Source organism: Cupriavidus sp. MP-37 (assembly GCF_020618415.1).
Lineage (GTDB): Bacteria > Pseudomonadota > Gammaproteobacteria > Burkholderiales > Burkholderiaceae > Cupriavidus.
The window spans coordinates 1653547-1672973 of record NZ_CP085345.1 but is presented as its reverse complement, the minus strand read 5'-3'; the positions used below and the strand labels follow the sequence as shown (position 1 = coordinate 1672973).

Below are 19427 nucleotides of genomic sequence, written 5' to 3'. Positions count from 1 at the left end.
TGCTGAAGCCTGTGGACGCGACGCACCACCGACGCACCACCGTTAGTCGCGTGCATGACTGATGTAAGGCCAGTTTCAACCGTGCAACGGACTGAGCACGGCGGCGCCACGCGTCGCGCATCCGGCAAAGCGCCCGCCAGTGCGCACGGGCGACGGCCAGCACCCCCCGCTGCCCCGCGTCGGCCGCCGCGGCATTCGTTGCGCCGCGTTGCAGTGACGTAACCGATTAGTCCACCGCCGTGACGCGGCCGCGCCGCGTTGGCACAAATCGTCCCGCAAAGCCGCGCGGCACAAGCGTTTGCGGCCCTTGGCACACTTGTCGCTCTGCCTGTGTCAGGCGCACTTGTACATGTCTGCGCCGAGCCTCAAACCCGTCGAAGCGCGCTGGAGAACACCACATGCGTCACCCGCCTTCCCGCATGACGGCGCGCCGGCGCGCGTACCGCCTGGCCGGGCCGCCGCCGTCAGAGGTGGACCTGGTGTCTGCGCCCCTGTTGCCCTATCCGCGGGCGCGGCCGCAAGTCACCTATCGCGCGCAGGGTACGGCTTGCGTGGCGACCCGCCGACCGGCACGGGCCAGTCCGGCCTGCCACCGTCATGCGGGCAAGCGGCGCGCATGACGGCCCGACACAACAAGCGGAGACGCGAGCCAGCGTGTCCGCACGGCTTAGTGTTCCGTCCCCCGGCGGGCACTTTTTTTCCACAGGGAGATGCCGACCATGAAGGCTGCAATGCTTGCCACGGTGCTGGCGCTCTGCACGGGCAGCGCGGCGGCGGCCAGCTACGCGTGGTTCGACCGCCCCGACGCGGCCGACGCGAACAGCCACGCCGCGGTCAGCAATGACGTCTATGTGCGCGGCTTCGGCTGGGCCTGGGGAGAACTGCGGCTCGACCCGGACACGACCGGCAGCGAAGCGGTGGCGCCGCGCGCGCGGCATGCATGCGACGGCCAGCGCCGCCGCGACATCGCGCCGTGGCCGCGGCAGGATGCACGCGAGCCGCCGCGGCGCGCCCGCGGCAAGATCAGCATGAACCTTGCCACCGTGCCCGCGCAAGCGGCCGGCGGCGGGTTCGCGGGCGGGACGGGGACCTCACGGCCCCCGCGGGTAGTGCGCTGACGTGCCGGCCGGCACGGGGAAAGGCGGAACCGGCGAGCGGACGTCGCTGGTTCCCCTTTCCCGCTGGCGCCTGTGCGGCCGTGCGCAACCGGGCGGCACGACCCATGCCGCTACTCTCCCGCCGAAGCGTGGCTCTCCACACGGATGTTGTGCTTGTGCATGAGCCGGTACAGCGTCACGCGCGACACGTTGAGCTCACGCGCGGCCGGCACCACGTGAAAGCCGTGGCTGGCCATGACGGTGCGGATCGCTTCGCGCTCGGCCTCTTCGCGGATCGCGTCGAGAGTCTTGCGCGGCAGTTCGGCGCCGCCGTGCAGCTGCAGGTCTTCGGCGGTGATCTTGCGGTTGTCGGTCATCACGATGGCACGGCGCACGCGGTTGATCAGTTCGCGCACATTGCCTGGCCACGCGTACTGCATCATCGCCTGCGTCGCACAGGCGGAGAAACCGCGGATGCGCCGGTGCGCCTCATGGCCGTGCTCGGCCAGCACGGCATTGGCCAATAGCAGGATGTCCTCGCCGCGCTCGCGCAGCGCCGGGATCGACAGCGTCAGCACGCATAGCCGGTGGAACAGGTCCGAACGGAAGCGCCCGGCGCCCTGCGCCGCAACCAGGTCCACGTGCGTGGCCGAGATGATGCGCAGGTTCAGCGGGATCGACTGGTGGCCGCCCAGCCGCGTGATCATGCCCTGCTGCAGGAAGCGCAGCAGCGCCACCTGGCTTTCGAGCGGCAGGTCGCCGATTTCATCCAGAAACAGCGTGCCGCCCTCTGCCTGTTCGATCCAGCCGATCTTGCGCTGGTTGGCACCGGTAAAGGCGCCCTTTTCATAGCCGAACAGCTCTGACTGCACCAGGTGCGAGGGAATGGCGCCGCAGTTGATGGCTATGAACGGGCCCTTGCGCCGGCTCGAGGCATCGTGGATCGCCTGCGCGGCCAGCTCCTTGCCGGTGCCGGATTCGCCCGAGATGAACACCGGCGCTTCGTTGTGCGCAACCTTGGCGAGCGAGCGGAACATCGCGCGCATGGCGGCACATTCGCCGATCATGGTGCCGCGCGACGCGCTTTCCTGCGGGCGCGTGCCGTGCAGCGCAGCCATGCCGCGCGCATGGCGCAGCGTGTACAGCAGCTCCGGCATCGAGAACGGCAGGCGCACGTAGTCGACGCAATAGTCGCGGATCATCCGCCGTACGCGCTCGTTGGCGAGCATCGCATCGGAGGTAATCGCCACCCAGGTGATATGCAGGTACTGCAGTGCCTGCTCCAGCTGCGCGAACTCGGCCTCGCTGTAGTCGGACTGCAAATCGATCACGCCGGCCGTGGGCGGGCAGGCGCGCACCGCGCGCTCGGCGTCGCGCACCTGCGCCACGCGGCGGATTTCCCATTCCGTGCCGATCACGGACGGATCAAAACCAAAATCTTCATGACGCGACACGACCACGAGCTGTGCAGTGCGTGACGCCTTGCACAGTCGGTCCATCACGATCTCCCGGACGTTAGGCTTGTTCTTGGTGCCGGCACCCGTGGCCGCCGCAGCGGCGCGCGTCCGTGGCGGACGGTGGGGCTGAACTGGCTGCGGGCATGGGCCCGCGGTCGACGTCGGTGTCACGAGCTGGACAGACTGCGGGTGGATTCATCAGGCGTGGCGAGGTAATCCGTCCCCGACTGAAGCTGCTCGCGGATGCGCCGCCGCACGGTCTCCTTCTCGCGCATCAACTCCACGCGCGGCGCCTGCGGCGACTGGCCGGAGTATTGAAAGTAGAGCGTCTTGTAGGTCAGCTGGCTCAGGATCCATTCCTGCAGCAGCGCGCGCTGGCGCGCCAGTTCCCCCTCGAGCAACCGATGGCGGCGCAGCAGGTTGGACACGGCCGCACGGGCGCTGTCACTGAGTTCGCTGTCGTCGGCGAGCAGGGCGTCAACCTCCGCGCTGACAGCGTCCCTCACGAACCGCTTGGCGGGCACCTCGCCTGCAGCCTCCCCCACGGCAGCCCAGGCTGGACGCATAGATTGGATGGATCGGTTACTGGACTCCCTGACAGGCCCGATGACGGGTCGCCGGATCTCTCCTGCGGTCATGATTATCCCCGTTGAACAACATCCCCCGGCACTGCACGTCTACGTTTACCACTTTTCAGTCTTGGAATTTTCTTGTCTGCGTGGCGCGCATGTTGTCCGCACGCTCCCGGATTGTGGACGGCGCCGTCATCGATATTGACGATCTCTGTCCCGAAGGCGCTGCCGCCCTGGCGCATTGCGCCGACGCGCTTTCGGCCTGGCTCCGGCACCCTGCCGCATACACCGGAGTCAAGAAGGGGCGCTTGCCGCGCCCCTCTTTGCCACGCCTATAGTTCAGTGCATTTGCGGCGGTTTGTCCAGCCCCGAGTGGGTGACTTACAGCCAATCTCATCCATTGGTATGAGCCCTCGCGCACACACGCGAGAGCGCGGGCAGCGGCACGCCAGAGCGTGCCCCAGTGCGCATATGGCGCAACCATACTACGCAGAATCGGGTACGCTCCGACACCCCACCGCGGCAGGGACATGAGTCGCTGCAGTGCTGCGCCGACAGTCCGGGCCTGCACGCAGAATCGGGTACGCCAAGCCGGCCGCGCACAATCGTTTGCTCGCAGAAACGGGTACGCGGCAGCGGGCGGAGCGCGACGCTGGTTTGCCATGGCGACAAAAAAGGCGGCCCCTGGGCCGCCTTGCTATCAGGTGCTGCCGCGGTCCGCGCGGTCAGTGTCCCGGAAGGTAATAAAACTTGAAGATAAAGACGGCGGCAATGATCCACACCATCACCGGCACGCTGCGTGCGCGCCCGGTCAGCAGCTTGAGCGCCGCATAGCTGATAAAGCCGAACGCCACGCCGTTGGCGACGGAATAGGTGAACGGCATGCCGAGCGCCGTCATCACCGCGGGCACCACCTCGGTGACGTCGTTCCAGTCGATTTCCAGCAGTTCGCGCAACATCAGGCACGACACATACAACAGCGCCGGCGCGGTGGCATAGGCGGGCACCGTTCCCGCCAGCGGCGCGATGAACAGCGCCGCGAGAAACAGCACCGCCACCGTCACCGCGGTCAGGCCGGTACGTCCGCCCGCCTGCACGCCCGAGGCGCTTTCGATGTACGCGGTGGTCGACGACGTGCCCAGGAACGAGCCCGCCATGATGGCGGTGCTGTCGGCCATCAGCGCCTTGTTGAGCCGGTCCATCTTGCCGGCCTTGAGCAGGCCCGCGCGGTTGGCGACGCCCATCAGCGTGCCGGTCGCATCGAACAGCTCCACCAGGAAGAACACCAGCACCACGTTGATGATGCCGATCGACAATGCCGCGGAGATATCGAGCTTGAACAGCGTCGGGCTGAGCGACGGCGGCGCCGAGAAGACACCGTGGAAGGTGTTGCCGGCAAAGGCGAAACTGAGCAGCGTGGTAAGCAGGATGCCGATCAGGATGGCGCCCTTCACGCGCAGGTGGTCGAGCGCCACGATCACGAAGAAGCCGATGATCGCCAGCACCGCCGACGGCTGGTGCAGGTCACCGATGGTCACGAGCGTGGCCGGGCTGGCGGTGACGATGCCGGCGTTCTTCAGCGCCACGATGGCCAGGAACAAGCCGATGCCGGCGGTGATCGCCACGCGGATCGAGTGCGGGATGCCATTGACGATCATCTCGCGCACGCGGAACAGCGTCACCAGCAGGAACAGGCAGCCGGAGATGAAGACCGCGCCCAGCGCCGCTTCCCAGGGGAAGCCCATGCCCTTGACCACCGTGTAGGCGAAATACGCGTTCAGCCCCATGCCGGGCGCCATCGCGATCGGATAGTTGGCGTAGAAGCCCATGATCAGCGTGCCGATCGCCGCGGCCACGCAGGTGGCGACAAACACCGCGTCCTTGGGCATGCCCGCATCGCCGAGGATGGAGGGGTTGACGAAGATGATGTACGCCATCGTCAGGAACGTGGTGATGCCGGCCAGGATCTCGGTACGGACATCGGTATGGTGCTCGCGCAGCCTGAATACCCGCTCGAGCAGCGACGGCGCGGCCTGGGGCGCGGCGGGGTTGGAGGTACCCGGCTTGGAAGCGGGATCCGGCATCGACATGAATGGTCTCCTGGTGTCTTATCGTGTCCGCTGCGGCGCGGCCCGTGGCGCGGTACAGGTGCCGGGCGGCTCGGCCATCCCCGCGCACGACCAGATCGGCAAGCGTACTCTGTACCGGCCGGCCCGGCGCCGTCACGGCGGGCACGAATAAGCAACATGCAAAAGGCGTGATGATCCCACGACGTGCATGCGGCGCGCGAGCCCGGGGTGGCGCGCGGCATGGGGCCGGCCCTATCTTGACGCTGGCCGCAATCCCCCGTATAAACCCGCCTAGATTCAAGCGACGAGGCAACAGTTCATTCGTTAGCCACCGTCTGGTACTTCGGTTGTCCATGGTGTCCTTTCCTTGAGTTCCCCGTGTCGGATGGCGTTTTCGTCATGCGATCTTTTCTGTCCTTTTTCTGGAAAGCAAATCATGCAAACCGGTATCGTCAAGTGGTTCAACGACGCCAAGGGCTTCGGCTTCATCAAGCCGGACGCGGGTGGTGACGACCTCTTCGCCCATTTCTCGGAAATCCGTGCCGACGGCTTCAAGTCGCTGCAGGAAAACCAGCGCGTGCAGTTCGAAGTCAAGAATGGCCCGAAGGGCCTGCAGGCCGCGAACATCACCCCGCTGTAAGCGTTGACCGCCGGCGCACTCAGTGTGCGCCGCACAGCGTAGAACCCCGCCCCAGGCGGGGTTTTTTGTTTTCTGCCGCAGCGTCACCGCGCGGCCCCGGTTTCCGGCCCTGTTCGCCGCGGCCGTTCTTCACGCCCTTCCCTCTCCCCTGCCTGTCCTGCCTGCCGGGAGCCGCACGTCAGCGCATCGCCCCGTTTCGCAGAAACGGGTACGCAATGCTGCGCCGCAAAGCGACAGGAGGCTTCGCCGCAGCTCGCAGAAACGGGTACGGCCCATCCGCTGAACCTCCCCATTCCGGCAATCAGCGACGCAGAAACAGGTACGCATGACTCCGCCGCCTCGGGCCCTGCCTCGCCTGGCCACGCAGAAACGGGTACGCCGCGAAATATTTTTTTGTGTCTGCCTGCCCTTCGATGCGCCGTCCAGGCCCTGATCTATCCACATGACCGGACTCGGCGGCCGGCGCAGAAACGGGTACGCGCCCTGTTGCAACGCGGAAGCCGGCTGCGGGGCCTCGCCGCGCCGGTGCGTTCGCAGAATCGGGTACGGATTTGCGCCCCTTGGCTGGCACGCGCGTCCGCAGAAACAGGTACGCCTCGGCGAATCATCGCCATCCGGGTCGTTATGCATGCCAGGGTTCTCTCGACGGATCCGCAGAAATGGGTACGCCGGTGCAACGACCGTGTTTCAACACGTATACGGTGGGTGTGAGTACTAGCTTTTTGGCTAATGCGCTGCTATAATGGAAACTTGGTGGAAGCTCCGCGCAAAATTCAGGCGGCCGCAACGCAGAAACGGGTACGCATCAAACGGCTGCACCATCTTCCGTGCCCGCAGAAACAGGTACGCGCGAGATGAAACCGGCCGCCAGGGCCCGGCGCAGAAATGGGTACGCCGCAGAAACAGGTACGCTGGCGCCGCCGGATGCAGTCGACTTGAGGCCAGCGCAGAAACGGGTACGCTTTGACCAGGGTTTTCGCAGAAATCGGTACGCAGCGCGGGCCGGAGCGCCAACTGGGTGCGCGGACGCGAACTTGTTTCTGCGTGGATAACCGCCTGCCGGCGTAGTTATCCACCGTTTTTGGACGGGAACCTGCGACTCGGCACGCCTGGCAGGCAACGATCTCGCAGAATCGGGTACGCTTTGCGCGGTCTGGCCTGTGGAGAAGCCTGTGGGCGACGCGTGTTATCCCCGCAGAATCCGGTTCGCCCCGGCCGCAGATACAGGTTCGGGTGGTCGCAGATTCGGGTTCGGTCCTTCGCTGAATCGGGTACGGATCGCCGCAGAATCTGGTTCGCCGGGCGGTGATTTCCCCTTACGAATCAACGGGCCTGGCTTCACGTATACGGTTTACAAGTAGTTAACCCGTATCGATATCGTTTACTGGTAGCTGATGGCTGGCGAACCGTGGACAACCCTGCCGGGTTGCCCACCGTCCGCCACCATGCGACCAGCCATTAGATCCTCCCGGCTGGCAAGAACCCCGCGAGCAATGCGGTTGCTTGTGTACCTGTTTCTGCGTGACAAGCTTTGCGGCTTCGAGTACAAAGGCGGGTAATCCGAAGCAAGCCACTATGCCCATCAAACGCTCCCCGGCCGCCACGGGGGATCGAAGCGTCCTCGACCTGGACGCCGAACCCTCCCGCATCATTGTTCCCGGCAACGAGAACAACCTGGTTCCGTCCGAGAAATTCCAGCGCCTGTTCGACGAGGCGCAGGCCATGGAGCGGGAAGACGCCTGGCAAAGCGGCGAGGTCGGCTTCCTCAGCCGGGCCAGCGTCCAGGTCACGCTGCCCTATCGCGCGCCCAAGGGCGCGCCGCCGGTCTGGACCCGCACCAGCGGCAATATTTCGCTGATGATCCAGCCGGGCTATTTCACGCAGCAACGCTCCGAGCGCGCCTCCAACGGGCGCCAGAAGCTGGTTTCGGAGACGGTGTCGCTGGGATATCCGTACGGCTCCTATCCGCGCCTGATGCTGGCCTGGATCGGCAAGGAGATCATGGCGAAGAAAAAGCGCGGCGAATTCACCGGCACGGTGGAAGACCGGCGTATCTCGCTTGGAAACTCGCTGTCCGAGTTCATGTACAACCTCGGCATCCCGATGGCCACCGGCGGCAAGCGCGGCACCATGACGCTGGTACGCCAGCAGATGATCCGCCTGTTCTCGGCGACGATCGCCATCGTGCAGAACAAGTCGACGCCGAGCCAGAACCAGAATCCCAACCACGAGCCGCTGTCGATCGACCGCGTGGGCTACCTGCTGGCCGATCAGCTGTCGACCTGGTGGGATCCGATGCAGCCGGGCCAGGGCTCGATGTTCGAAAGCTTCGTGGTGCTGTCCGAACCGTTCTTCAACGAGCTGGTCAACCGGCCGGTGCCGGTGGACATGCGCGCGCTGAAGGCCCTCAAGCAGTCGCCGTTCGCGCTCGACGTGTATTCGTGGCTGACTTACCGGTTCTTTACGATCCAGCGCCGCACCGAGATCCCTTGGGAAGCGCTGCAGATGCAGTTCGGCACGGAAACCGAAAGCGAACGCAAGTTCCGGGCACTGTTCCGCAAAGCGCTTAAGGACGTGCTGGTGGTATACCCCGGTGCCAAGGTGGACGCGGATTCGTCCAAGGCGCTGATCCTGCAGCCGTCGCGCACCAGCGTGCGCAAGCTGGGTTGAAACGCACTCCGGGCGGAGCGGCCCGGATGCAAAAAAGGCAAGCGCGAAACGCTTGCCTTTTTTGTTGCCCGCCACGAACGCGTCGCGGCGGGGGAGAGGTCAGCCGAGACTGGATCAGGCCGGCTTGATCGCCGAAGCCTGCAGGCCCTTCGGGCCTTGCTTGACTTCAAACGTCACGCGCTGCCCGTCCTTCAGGGTCTTGAAGCCCGAGCCCTGGATTTCCGAGAAGTGCGCGAACAGATCTGCACCACCGTCGTCCGGGGTAATGAAGCCAAAGCCCTTGGTCTCGTTGAACCACTTGACCGTACCGGTTGCCATAGGAATTTCCTTTTCGAAGCAAGTTCTTGTACACAACGCAAACAACCGTTCAAGCACGTTGAGTTCTCGTAGATACCGAACGGAAGCCGACGAGGTGACACGACTTGACTCGACTGTAGCGCGCATCATAACCACTTTGGATTACGGTGTCATGTGCGGCGTAATGCGCACTACAGATACTTTAGGCACATTCCGCCCGGATTTTCAAGCAATTTTACCGTCTTGCGTGTTTTCAGGCCTCGGGGCGACATTTGCGCATTCCTCGAGTCGAAACACAAATTTTGTTAAATTGGAAAACGGTTGATACGTCACCTTGTTTTGGCTACAGTTGCGCCTTAAGAATCAACCGCGCTTTCAGCGCTGAAAGAGAGGTCGCGTGCCAGCCAAAATCATTACGGTCTTTAACCAGAAAGGCGGTTGCGGCAAGACCACGGTCAGCATGCATCTTGCCGGCACGCTGGGCCTGCGTGGTGCGCGCTCGATGCTGGTCGACATGGACGAACAAGGCACCGCCACCCGGTGGGCGGCCCAGGCCAGCGATGAACGGCCGTTTCCGGCGTCGGTAATCGGCCTGGCGCCATCTGGTGGTGCCATGCACCGCGAGGTCCGCAAATTCGTCCAGGATTATGACTACATCGTGGTCGATTGCCCGCCGGCCGTCCATTCGGCGGCGCCATCCAGCGCGTTGCTGATCTCCGACCTTGCCATCATTCCCGTCGTACCGTCCCCGCCGGACCTGTGGGCGGCCGTGGCCGCCAAGACGCTGGCCCAGCACGCCCAGGTACAGAACGAATCGCTGCTGATCCGCGTCATGGCCAATATGGTCCAGCGCCGGGTGTCGATCGCACGCCAGGCGATTGAAATCCTGGGTGATGATGGCGACGTCCCGTTGTTGAATTCGATGATCGGCTCGCGATCGGCGTTTCGCGAATGCCAGGCGATCGGCTGCACCGTCCATGGCGTCGCAGGCGCGCGCGAGGCGGTGCAGGAGGTCGACATGATGGTCGATGAAGTGTTGTCTTTGATTGAGCAATAGGCATGGCTACCAAACTAAAAAGCCTCAAGGCAGGCATGCTCGCCGGCATGGCGGCCGAGAAGAGCCGCAACGATACGATGGACCGCTTCGCGCGGGCGGAAGCGGCCATTTCCCAGCATCCCAACGGCCTGCTGCAGGGCAGGGCAGCTGCAGAAACCGCCCCGGGTTTCAGCGCTGAAAGTCTCGACGACGTCGCCGCGGGCCGGCAACTGATCCGTATTCCGCTGGCGCAGCTGCATGACAACCCGCTGAATGCGCGCCGTATCTACGATCCTGCCGTGGTGCAGGAACGCGCCGCGTCGATCGCCACGCACGGCCAGAAGACGCCGGGCCTGGCGGCGCCGGATCCGGCGCGCCCGGGCCACTACATCCTGATCGACGGCCATTACCGCAAGCGAGCCCTGGCGTCCGCCGGCAAGCTCGAAATGGAATGTTTTGTCGAGAACGACCTGAGCGACCTGGATTTCTACCGGCTGTCGTTCATGCTGAACGAGCAGCGCTCGGACCAGTCCGCGCTCGACAATGCCATTGCCTGGCGCCAGCTGCTCGATGAAGGCAAGGTCCAGAAGGAAGAGGAGATCTGCGAGCTGACCGGCATCTCCGCGGGCACCGTGAACAAGACGCTCGCGTTGCTGCGCCTGCCGGAGTCGGTGCTGGGCGTGATGCGCGAATGCCCGAGCGCGATCGGCATTGCCGCCGGCTACGAACTGACGCTGTACTTCAAGCTGGCCGGCGAAGAGCGGACGCGCGAGCTGGCGGGGCGGATCATCCACGACGGGCTGTCCAGCCGCGAAGTCGAGGCGATCCGCAAGCAGGCGCAGGAAGGCAAGGCGCGCAAGGTCAAGGAGATCAGCCGGCAGTACAAGATTCGCACCGACAGCGGCCAGCTGCTCGGCACCATCAAGGAATGGGATTCCGGACGCGTGATGCTGGACGTGCAACTGACCGACCGCAGTGCGCGCGAGGCCCTGGTTGAAGCGCTGAAGTCTCGCTTCGGACTCGACAAGACCTTGCTCTGAAACACTGGAGCGGGCGGCCGCCTGTTCGGCTTCGCGCTGACGCGGCCGCCGACATGCCAGGCGGGCGGGACAAGCATGCGGGGGCAGTGGCAACACTGCCCCCTTTGTTTTCAAGCCATCAGGTCGCGCGGCGAACGTGCTGCGAATGCCGGATCACAGCGCTTGCGATAGCGCTCCAGGGTCGCGGCCAGCAAGGCGTGCAGGCCGCGCACCGAATAGCCGCCCAGAGGCTGTGCCGCGCGCTTGCGGCGGGCACGACCGGTGGGCGGCGCCGTCGCCGGGCCGATCAGGCAGGCGTTTTCCATGCCCGGACCCTCCCATTGCAGCTGGCGGTCCTGCCAGTGGCGCGCCAGAGCCATCCGTGTCGCTGGGGCAAGGCCGATCCCCGGCCGGGACGCGTCCACATCCTTGACGTCACCGGATTCGACGGTCATGCCGTCCGCGGGCCCCGATGCGGACAGCGATCGTAACGTCGCCGAACTCAACTGAGCCAGGCCGAGCCGTTGCTCGCGCAACAGCAGGATGGCGGCGTGCGCGGCGCGGTAGCGCTGCCCGCCGCTGGCCTCGGCTTGCGCCGCCAGCCATGACAGGAACGCGGCAACGCTGTCGTCCGGCAGCGAGGCGCGGGCGGGCGGCATAGCCGCCACCGCTGCCGGCGCCGCAGCCAGTTCCGTCCCGGCCTGAGCCGGCCAGCGCGCCGCGCACGGGTAGCCGTTATCGTGCATCCACCGGAACAAGGCAGCCAGCACGCGCAGGCTGTGGCGCTGGCTGGCCGGGCTCAGCGCGCCGGTCAGCGGGCGCCACGCGGCCTGGTGGCGTGGCGCCCGCGGCCCGCACCAGCGGCTGGCGGGCTCCGGGTGGGCCAGGAACGCCAGGTAGGCCTGGCGGTCGTCAAGGTCCAGTTGCGACAGGCCCTTGCTGCGCTCCAGCGCCGCCCACAGCAACAACCGCTCCGCTTCCTTGCGATACGCGGCAAAGGTGCTGCCCTGGCCGCCAGCGGTTTCGCGCAGCCACGCCTTGACCACCGCTACGCCGTGGCTGTACGGGCAGGCGCCGCCGATCGCGCCAATCGCGCCGGTAGCGGCGGCCGGCGCCTCGCTCAGCCACTCGAGCGGCAACGGCTGGCGCAGTGCCGGACTCAGCGCCGCCGCTTGCAGCGGCGCTCTATTGCCGACGTGTGCATGCAACAGCGGCGCGCCATCAGCGCCCTTGAATACCGTGCGATGCTCGCCGAGCCAGCGGTTGATGGCAGCGCCGGCGAGCGCGCCAATGCGCGGCACGGCCCGCCACCAAGCGGTGCCACGCTGATTGGCCAGATCCAGAAGAGCTTTAAGCGTCACAATACCGGCATTTCGCAGGCGCCGGGCCAGTGCCGGGGCAAACCACAATTCCACACTGTGCTGCGCCTGGGGAGCCGCCGTGCCAAGCCGTTCCAGTTCACCCAGTGCATCCACCCGGCGGTCCATCCCGCGGTTCGAGCGCCCGGGGCCGGCCAGCAGCAGGTCGGCCAGGTCCGCGCGACCGTGCAGGTGCGCGAGCTGCACCATGCGGTCGCGCAAGGCCAGCAGGATGCGCAGCGCCGACTCCGCACCGGCGTCGTCGTCGTCGGTGTCGTCGGCGAGATAGCGGGGGACCACCATGGCGGCCGGCATGCCCTGGACATAGGCACGCACGGCGGCGAACTCACTGCGGGTCAGGCTGACAGAGGGCGCGGCAGGAATCATAGGCAGCTTGCGCAGTATCGCTAACTTATTGATTTATAAGGCACCCAGGCAGAGGCAGGAATCGTCCGGCCCGAAATGCATAGCAAAATGCAATGCCGATAATTTTATGCGCGATGGCGCGGAATGCACAGGCCCGCCGCCAGGTTTCGGCCCGTATGCTCCAGTCAGCCGGCATGCGCCCGGCAAGTCTGGCGGCGCACAGCGCCGGTTGGGGATTACCCGCTGCAGCGCACCATGACCTTGCATTCGCCGGGCGCGTTTCATATGCTGCAGCTCAGGAGTTATAAATACTTAGATCAGACTTCAGCCGAATCTAAGGCTCTTGCAACATAAGCGTTTCACACGCAAACCGGGGCGATCCGGTATCTCCAGATCAGGACGACCTGCAGCCAGACGGGAAGGCTGTACGGCGGCCCTGGAGCACTGGCGGATCGTATGGAGGTGCAACCGCAGGATAGCGGGGCACGTCCGACAAGCAAGTACGGATTTTCGCGGGGTCCGTGCTTGCCGCAATAATAAGAGAGCGGCCATGGCCACCATCCTCTTGATCGAGCCTCACCCCCTCCTGCGCCTGGGTCTGCGCCACCTGCTGGCCCAAGCACACCTCCAGGGCGACCTGCTGGACATCGATCCGCTGGCGCCCGTCGATTCCGACCTGTGGCTCAACGATGCCGACCTGATGGTCTACGGACTGCCGGCCGACCACGCCAGCGGCTGGTCCATGCTGGAGCAGCTGTGCCAGCGGCTGCGGCCGCAGCGGGTGCTGGTCCTCAGCGAGCAGGCGCTGCCGGCGCTGCCCGAGGCCGGACTGCCGGAGCCGGTGCGTGGCTGCGTGCCGAAGCATTGCAGCGCCGACGCGCTGGATGCGGCGGTGCGGCTGGTGCTGGCCGGCGGCGAATGCTTCCCGGCGTCCAGCCAGCCGCTGCCGGGCCGGCACGCCGGCATGGAAACCGCTGCCCCCGGCGATGCCCGGGTGGTGGCGCTGCGCCCTGCGGTGGACGACGCCGGGCACGACAGCGCGGCGCCGGTGGCGCAACGCCACTTCGCCGCGCACGCCACCGCCTACGAAACGCCATCGGCGGGCGCGCACCTGCTCAACATCACCGAGCGCCAGTACGAAGTGCTGGCGTTGCTGGCGCGGGGCTATCCGATCAAGACCGTCAGCCGCATGCTGAACATCTCGATCGCCACCGCCAAGACGCATGCCTGCACCCTGTATCAGCGCCTGCATGTGCGCAACAAGGGCGAAGCGGTCTATGTGGCCCTGCAAAAGGGCGCCACGCTCAACTGGGCGGGACCCGACGCGGCGGCGCTGTCGGCGCGGGTGCCGGCGCCGGTGAGCCAGGCGGCTTGAGCGCCTTGAGCGGCTTGAGCCGGTTGCCTGCGCCAGCGACACGGGCGGTGGTGGCAAGCTCGCCAGCGCCTCATCCTTCTGCCGCACGGCGCTCCGCCAAAAGCATGAGGCAGGGGTGGCAGCGGCTTGCTACCTTCTGAGGGAAGACATCCGCACAGACCGACGCCGGCGGATTGGCGCTGGCTCGATGCCTTCCCCGCCGGGCCGCAGCCAGCCCGGATCCGACCGCGCGGACCCTGCCATGGCCGCGCGGGTTGCCGCCGGACCGAGTCAATGCCGACCTACCTGATCGCCAGCAATGAAATGATGTGCCGGGTCCTGGCACGACGCCTGCACGCGCTGGACCTGCCCAAGCCGATCAACTGCCTCACGCCGCAATGGCTGCAGACACCGGCGCACGCCCCGGCATCGGCTGCGCCGGCGCAGACCGCAACGCAAAACTCCCTGACCGTCCCGGGCCGGATCGCTGCGCACGCCGGCGCGCATCGCGCCGCAGCGCTGCCGCCCGACCCCGCGGATATCGCCGTGATCGATTGCAGCGGCCTGGAAGGCGATCCCCGCGCCTGGCTCGACCAGCTGCACGCGCGCCTGGCGCCGCGGCGCTGGCTGGTGTTGTCGGATCGCCTCGATCCCGCGTTGATCCTGCATGCCGCGCTGCTCGGCGCCAGCGGTTGCCTGGCGTTGCCCGCGGCGATGGACCTGGTGTGCGCGGCCACCGCGCTGGTATGGGCCGGCGGCCAGTGTTTTCCGCGCATGGCGCTGTCGCTGGGCGCAGCGCGTGCGACCGCTCCCTCCCTCCTTTGTGCGACCCCTCCTACAACCACCGGATGAGGGCGCAATGTTGCGGATGGCCTATGCTTGATTCGCCCGGAGGCAGAAGCTGGCCCTCATTTGCAGGCTGGCCGTCCCGGGAAGAAGGGGGTCGTATGGAGGCCGGAATGGAGTTCCTCGTCGTGCGCGGCTTTGCGGTGCGCGAGGGCCGGGGAAAGTGGGCGTGCTGCTTCGAGATCCGGCTCGCCGCCCATCGTGACGAAGGTTGTGGCGCGGATGGCGCTGCCGGCAGCGATGAGCCGCTGCTGTACCGGGGAGAACTGCACGGGCGCCAGTTCGATTGCGAGCTGGCCGCCGCCGATGCCGCGCGCGCGGCCGGCGAACGCGAAGCCCTGCTGCGCGTGGAGAGCCTCAAGGCGCTGATCATCGCGCAGCATCGGCACCGCGTGCCGCCGTCACTGGTGACCTGAACCTGCAGGCACGCGCAGCTGTTGTGCAGCGGCACCCGGCGCGAGCGCCCGGTGCCGCTGTGCGTTTGTGCGGGCCGCAACGCGAGGGCCGCATTGCATGGGGCGCATTGCAGGGGTCGCATCGCGGGGCCGCATCGCGTGCCGGATGGTCGCGCCCTTGCCGCCGCCGCTTCGACGACGCGTGCCCGGCCGGCAAAAAAAGAAGCCCGCCGACCGGGGGACCATGCGGGCTTTGAAAACGCTGCCCCGGTGATGCAAGGGCAGCGATCCCGATTGAACATATCGAATTGCGCAAAGACTCTCTATCCACCAGACGGCCAATGCAGTCATGCACTCTCAACCTGTCTGCACCCTGACCGACGTCCGGCCGGGCGGCGCTGCGCGCGCGTGCGGCGCTGGACCCGGCGGCCGATGCCGCCACCCGCGGCGCGGTGGTACGCTGCGCCACCAGCCCCTGACGCTTACTGCTTGCGCACGCCCATGAGCCACTGGCATCTCGTTTCCCTGTTCGGCGAATCCGCGTACCTGCTGCCTTGCGCCGTGTTCCTGGCGCTGTGGCTGTACTGGCGCGGCGCGCCTGGCAGCGCGCGCCACTGGGTGCTGGCGTTCGCCGCGGCGGCGCTGCTGGTGCTGGTGTCCAAGCTCGCGTTCCTGGGCTGGGGCATCGGCAGCGCGGCGCTTAACTTCACCGGCTTCTCCGGCCACGCGATGATGGCGGCGGCGGTGCTGCCGGTGCTGCTCTACCTGGCGGTGCCGGCCGCGTGGCAGCGCCTGGGCTGGATCGCGGCCGCCGCGGGCGTGGGCCTGGCGCTGCTGGTGGGGGTGTCGCGGCTGGCGCTGCATGCGCACTCGGTGTCCGAGGTGGCGGGCGGCCTGGGCGTGGGCCTGTGCGTGAGCCTGCCGTTCATCCTGCGGCGCACCACGCCGCACGGACCGCTGGCGATGGTGCTGGCGAGCGTGGTGCTGGCCACCGCGCTGGTGATGCCGATGACCGGCACGGTGGGCGCGTCGCACGCGCTGATCCAGCAACTTGCCATGCTGCTGTCCGGCCGCGACCGCCCCTTCCAGCGCGGCGAATGGGCCATGCACCGGCGCGCGCCGGCGCCCGCTGACATCCACGCCGCGGTGCGCTGCGGACACTGCTGAATGCGGCCGCGCCGGGCGGATTCCCGCGCCATGGGCTGTGTGCGCCCGCCAACAGACACTGGCGGGCGGCTCGGCAACCATCGCTGCATCGAGCATTGCATTCGCGGTGGGCAGCCATGGCATCCAGTTCGACCTTTGCGGCAGAGCGCCACACGGCGCTGCACTTGTTGTACCGGCTCGCCGACGCGGTGCTGGTAGGCGCCTGCGCGGTCATGATCGGTGCGCTGTACTTTCCGGAGGGCATCCGCGGCGCCGCGCCGGTGCACGGCTTCCTGGCCGCGCTGTGCTCAATCGGGGTGCTGGCGGTGTTTCCCGCCTTCGGCATCTATGAATCGTGGCGCGGGCGCAGCCGCGCGGCGCTGGTGCTGCGCCTGCTCGCCGCGTGGGCCACGGTGTTTATCGTCGGGCTGATGACCGCGTTCCTGATGCACCAGATCGCCGCGGTGTCGCGGGTCTGGTCGCTGGGCTGGTTCGGCTCCAGCCTGCTGGCGCTGGCGGGGGTGCGTGCCGTCATGTTCCGCATGCTGGGCAATGTGCGCGAGCAGGGCATCAACGCCAAGCGCGTGGTGATCTTCGGCTACGGCCCGCTGGGGCGCGAGATGTACCTGCGCGTGGACCAGATCCGCGCCGCGGGCTATCGCGTGGTCGGCATCTACCATGAGGAGCCGATCGCGGTACCCGACGGCGTGGTATCGCTGCGCACCATGGAGGAGGTCAACCTGTTCGTGCGCAGCCAGGCGGTCAGGGAGATCTGGCTGACGCTGCCGATGGTGGCATGCCGCGACCTGTACGACGTGGTGCGGCAGTTCCGCAATGAGCTGATCGACATCCGCTGGATCCCCGACGTCATGTCGGTGGAGCTGCTCGGCCACCGCTTCAGCGAGTTCCTCGGCCTGCCCGTGATCGACCTGAACAGCCCGCCGGTGTCGGGCATCACCGGCCTGCTCAAGGCCAGCTTCGACCGCGCCTTCGCGCTGGCGGCGCTGGTCGGACTGGCGCCGCTGCTGCTGGTGGTGGCGGTGCTGGTGAAGCTGTCGTCGCCCGGGCCGGTGCTGTTCCGCCAGCGGCGCCTCGGCATGGACGGGCGCCCGTTCGATGTCTTCAAGTTCCGCACCATGCGCCAGCACGCCGACGTGGGCGTGACGCAGGCGGTACGCGGCGATGCGCGCGTGACGCGGGTCGGCGCCTTCCTGCGCCGCACCAGCCTGGACGAGCTGCCCCAGTTCCTGAATGTGCTGCGCGGCGAGATGTCGGTGGTGGGCCCGCGCCCCCATGCGATGGAGCACAACGAGCTCTACAAGGAGCTGATCGACCGCTACATGCTGCGGCACCGGGTCAAGCCGGGCATCACCGGCTGGGCCCAGATCAACGGCCTGCGCGGCCAGACCGATACCGTCGAGAAGATGCGCCGGCGTATCGAGTTCGACATCTACTACATCCAGCACTGGTCGTTCCAGCTCGACCTGCAGATCATCCTGCGCACCGCGCTGCACGGCTGGACCGGCGCCAGTGCGTATTGAGGCAGCTGCGGTGGTGCCCGGGGGGCGCACGGATTGGTGCGCAAACGTACCGAAGCCGCAGCCTGTTAAGCGTGCAATAGGCCGCACCCATAAAACCGGAGGCGTTCCATGAAAGCAACCATCCGCAGCATCCTGGGCGAAGTTGCCCGGCTCGATGTGCCGCTCGCCAATCTGGCAGACAGCGATGACCTGTATGCCGCCGGCCTGTCGTCGCTGGCCACCGTGCACGTGATGCTCGCGCTCGAGAACGCTTTCGACATCGAGATCCCGGACCAGATGCTGACGCGCCAGCTGTTCCGCAGCGTCGATTCCCTGGCCGCCGCGGTCGAGCAGATCCGGCAGCAGCAGGAGGCGGCATGATCCCCATGGCCAGGGTGGCACTGGCGCATTCCAGCGCGGGCCCGGATGCCGTGCAGGCGAGCAGCGAGGCGCTGCTCGCCGCCGCCCAGGCCGCTGCCGCGGTGGCACAGGCGCATGCCGACGCCGTCGACCGCGACGCGCGCTTCCCGCAGGAAGCCTGCGACAGCCTGCGCGAGCATGGCCTGATCGGCGCCATGGTGCCGGCCGCGCACGGCGGTGCCGGCGCCTCGCTGGCCACGGTGGCGGCAATCTGCCGCGTGCTTGGCGCGGCGTGCGCGTCGACCGGCATGATCTACGCCATGCACCAGATCCAGGTGGCCTGCGTGCTCGAACACGGCAGCGGCAGCGCCTGGCACCAGGACTTGCTGGCGCGGATTGCCGCCGAGCAGTTGCTGCTGGCTTCGGCCACCTCCGAGGAAGCCATCGGCGGCGCGCTGCGCAGCAGTGGCTGCGCGCTCAACCTCGACGGCGAGCGCTTCCACCTGCTCAAGATGGCGCCGACGATTTCGTACGGCGCGCATGCCGACGGCATCCTGATCACGGCGCGCCGCCATGCCGATGCCGCGCCGTCGGACCAGGTACTGGTGTGCGCACTGAAACCGGACTACACGCTGCAAAGCCTGAACGCGTGGGACACGCTGGGCATGCGCGGCACCTGCAGCAACGGCTTCCGGCTCGAGGCCAGCGGGACACTGGCGCAGGTGCTGCCGGTGCCGTTCGGCGAGATTGCCGACGCCACCATGACGCCGGTGTCGCACATCCTGTGGAGTGCGCTGTGGCTCGGCATCTGCAGCGATGCGGTGGCGCGCGCCAAGACCTTCTTCCAGGGGCAGGCACGCGTGCGGCCCGGCGCGCTGCCGCCGTCGGCGGCGCGCGTGGCAGAAGCGGTGAGCCTGCTGCAGCTGATCGAAGGGCGCCTGGAACTGGCGCTGGAACAGCAGCGCCGGCGCCATGCCGAGCCGTCGGTGTCGAGCGCATTCGCGCTGGCCGCGGGCATGAACGGGCTCAAGACCGCGGTGTCCACGCTGGCGCTGGAGGCGGTGCAGCAGGCCATGCTGGTGTGCGGCATGGCGGGCTACAAGCACGGCACGCCGTTCAGCCTGGGCCGCCACTTGCGCGATCTGTGGTCGGCGCCGCTGATGATCAACAACGATCGCATCCTGACCAACACGGCCAATCTGTTGCTGGCCGACCGTTCCTGAGG

At 67.0% G+C, this 19427-nt stretch carries 17 protein-coding genes; 12 read left to right on the top strand and 5 right to left on the bottom strand.

Going from position 1 to position 19427, the window contains the following annotated elements:
* Nucleotides 1–719: 719 nt before the first annotated feature.
* On the top strand, nt 720–1118 hold the full coding sequence (locus tag LIN44_RS23910) for a hypothetical protein (RefSeq protein WP_227314739.1): 399 nt from the start codon (nt 720–722) through the stop codon (nt 1116–1118).
* A gap of 110 nt (nt 1119–1228) precedes the next feature.
* Here the strand turns inward: LIN44_RS23910 and LIN44_RS23905 are convergent, their stop codons facing one another.
* The 3 genes from LIN44_RS23905 to LIN44_RS23895 form a co-directional block, all read right to left on the bottom strand.
* Nucleotides 1229–2596: a sigma-54 dependent transcriptional regulator gene (locus LIN44_RS23905; protein ID WP_227314738.1), complete on the bottom strand. Its 1368-nt coding sequence runs from the start codon at nt 2594–2596 to the stop codon at nt 1229–1231.
* 125 nt (nt 2597–2721) lie between these two features.
* Nucleotides 2722–3192 (bottom strand): hypothetical protein, encoded by a 471-nt coding sequence (locus LIN44_RS23900; RefSeq protein WP_227314737.1) that lies wholly within the window; start codon nt 3190–3192, stop codon nt 2722–2724.
* A gap of 659 nt (nt 3193–3851) precedes the next feature.
* The gene (locus LIN44_RS23895; protein WP_227314736.1) at nt 3852–5216 is read right to left on the bottom strand and encodes an NCS2 family permease; all 1365 of its coding nucleotides are present in this window, start codon (nt 5214–5216) and stop codon (nt 3852–3854) included.
* Between the two features lie 415 nt (nt 5217–5631).
* Between LIN44_RS23895 and LIN44_RS23890 the strand changes: the two genes are divergently transcribed.
* Both LIN44_RS23890 and LIN44_RS23885 read left to right on the top strand, forming a co-directional pair.
* Nucleotides 5632–5835 (top strand): cold-shock protein, encoded by a 204-nt coding sequence (locus LIN44_RS23890; protein WP_010811149.1) that lies wholly within the window; start codon nt 5632–5634, stop codon nt 5833–5835.
* Between the two features lie 1575 nt (nt 5836–7410).
* A complete protein-coding gene (locus tag LIN44_RS23885; protein ID WP_227314735.1) occupies nt 7411–8505 on the top strand; it encodes a replication protein RepA in 1095 nt (364 codons plus the stop codon).
* Nucleotides 8506–8619: 114 nt separating this feature from the next.
* Here LIN44_RS23885 and LIN44_RS23880 read toward each other — a convergent pair whose 3' ends face one another.
* The gene (locus LIN44_RS23880; RefSeq protein WP_006159056.1) at nt 8620–8823 is read right to left on the bottom strand and encodes a cold-shock protein; all 204 of its coding nucleotides are present in this window, start codon (nt 8821–8823) and stop codon (nt 8620–8622) included.
* Between the two features lie 376 nt (nt 8824–9199).
* On the opposite strand from LIN44_RS23880, the gene LIN44_RS23875 reads away from it, so the two are divergent.
* Both LIN44_RS23875 and LIN44_RS23870 read left to right on the top strand, forming a co-directional pair.
* Nucleotides 9200–9859: an AAA family ATPase gene (locus LIN44_RS23875; protein ID WP_012354867.1), complete on the top strand. Its 660-nt coding sequence runs from the start codon at nt 9200–9202 to the stop codon at nt 9857–9859.
* Nucleotides 9860–9861: 2 nt separating this feature from the next.
* Nucleotides 9862–10878, top strand: coding sequence for a ParB/RepB/Spo0J family partition protein (locus tag LIN44_RS23870; RefSeq protein ID WP_227314734.1), 1017 nt, complete (start codon nt 9862–9864; stop codon nt 10876–10878).
* Between the two features lie 110 nt (nt 10879–10988).
* On the opposite strand, the gene LIN44_RS23865 is transcribed toward LIN44_RS23870, so the two are convergent.
* The gene (locus tag LIN44_RS23865; protein ID WP_227314733.1) at nt 10989–12602 is read right to left on the bottom strand and encodes a phage integrase family protein; all 1614 of its coding nucleotides are present in this window, start codon (nt 12600–12602) and stop codon (nt 10989–10991) included.
* A 529-nt stretch (nt 12603–13131) separates the two neighbouring features.
* Between LIN44_RS23865 and LIN44_RS23860 the strand changes: the two genes are divergently transcribed.
* The 7 genes from LIN44_RS23860 to LIN44_RS23830 all read left to right on the top strand — a co-directional run bounded on the left by LIN44_RS23860 (nt 13132) and on the right by LIN44_RS23830 (nt 19425).
* Nucleotides 13132–13956 (top strand): response regulator transcription factor, encoded by an 825-nt coding sequence (locus tag LIN44_RS23860; protein WP_227314732.1) that lies wholly within the window; start codon nt 13132–13134, stop codon nt 13954–13956.
* Nucleotides 13957–14229: 273 nt separating this feature from the next.
* On the top strand, nt 14230–14787 hold the full coding sequence (locus LIN44_RS23855; protein WP_227314731.1) for a DNA-binding response regulator: 558 nt from the start codon (nt 14230–14232) through the stop codon (nt 14785–14787).
* A gap of 95 nt (nt 14788–14882) precedes the next feature.
* Complete coding sequence (locus tag LIN44_RS23850; protein ID WP_227314730.1) at nt 14883–15197, top strand: hypothetical protein; 315 nt, start codon at nt 14883–14885, stop codon at nt 15195–15197.
* Nucleotides 15198–15677: 480 nt separating this feature from the next.
* The gene (locus tag LIN44_RS23845) at nt 15678–16343 is read left to right on the top strand and encodes a phosphatase PAP2 family protein (protein WP_227314729.1); all 666 of its coding nucleotides are present in this window, start codon (nt 15678–15680) and stop codon (nt 16341–16343) included.
* Between the two features lie 116 nt (nt 16344–16459).
* On the top strand, nt 16460–17863 hold the full coding sequence (locus LIN44_RS23840; RefSeq protein ID WP_227314728.1) for an undecaprenyl-phosphate glucose phosphotransferase: 1404 nt from the start codon (nt 16460–16462) through the stop codon (nt 17861–17863).
* 108 nt (nt 17864–17971) lie between these two features.
* On the top strand, nt 17972–18223 hold the full coding sequence (locus tag LIN44_RS23835) for an acyl carrier protein (RefSeq protein WP_227314727.1): 252 nt from the start codon (nt 17972–17974) through the stop codon (nt 18221–18223).
* Nucleotides 18220–19425 carry an acyl-CoA dehydrogenase family protein gene (locus tag LIN44_RS23830; RefSeq protein ID WP_227314726.1) on the top strand — a complete coding sequence of 402 codons (1206 nt, stop codon included), beginning with the start codon at nt 18220–18222 and terminating at the stop codon, nt 19423–19425. The genes LIN44_RS23835 and LIN44_RS23830 overlap by 4 nt, the downstream gene beginning before the upstream one ends.
* The last annotated feature ends 2 nt before the right edge of the window (nt 19426–19427 follow it).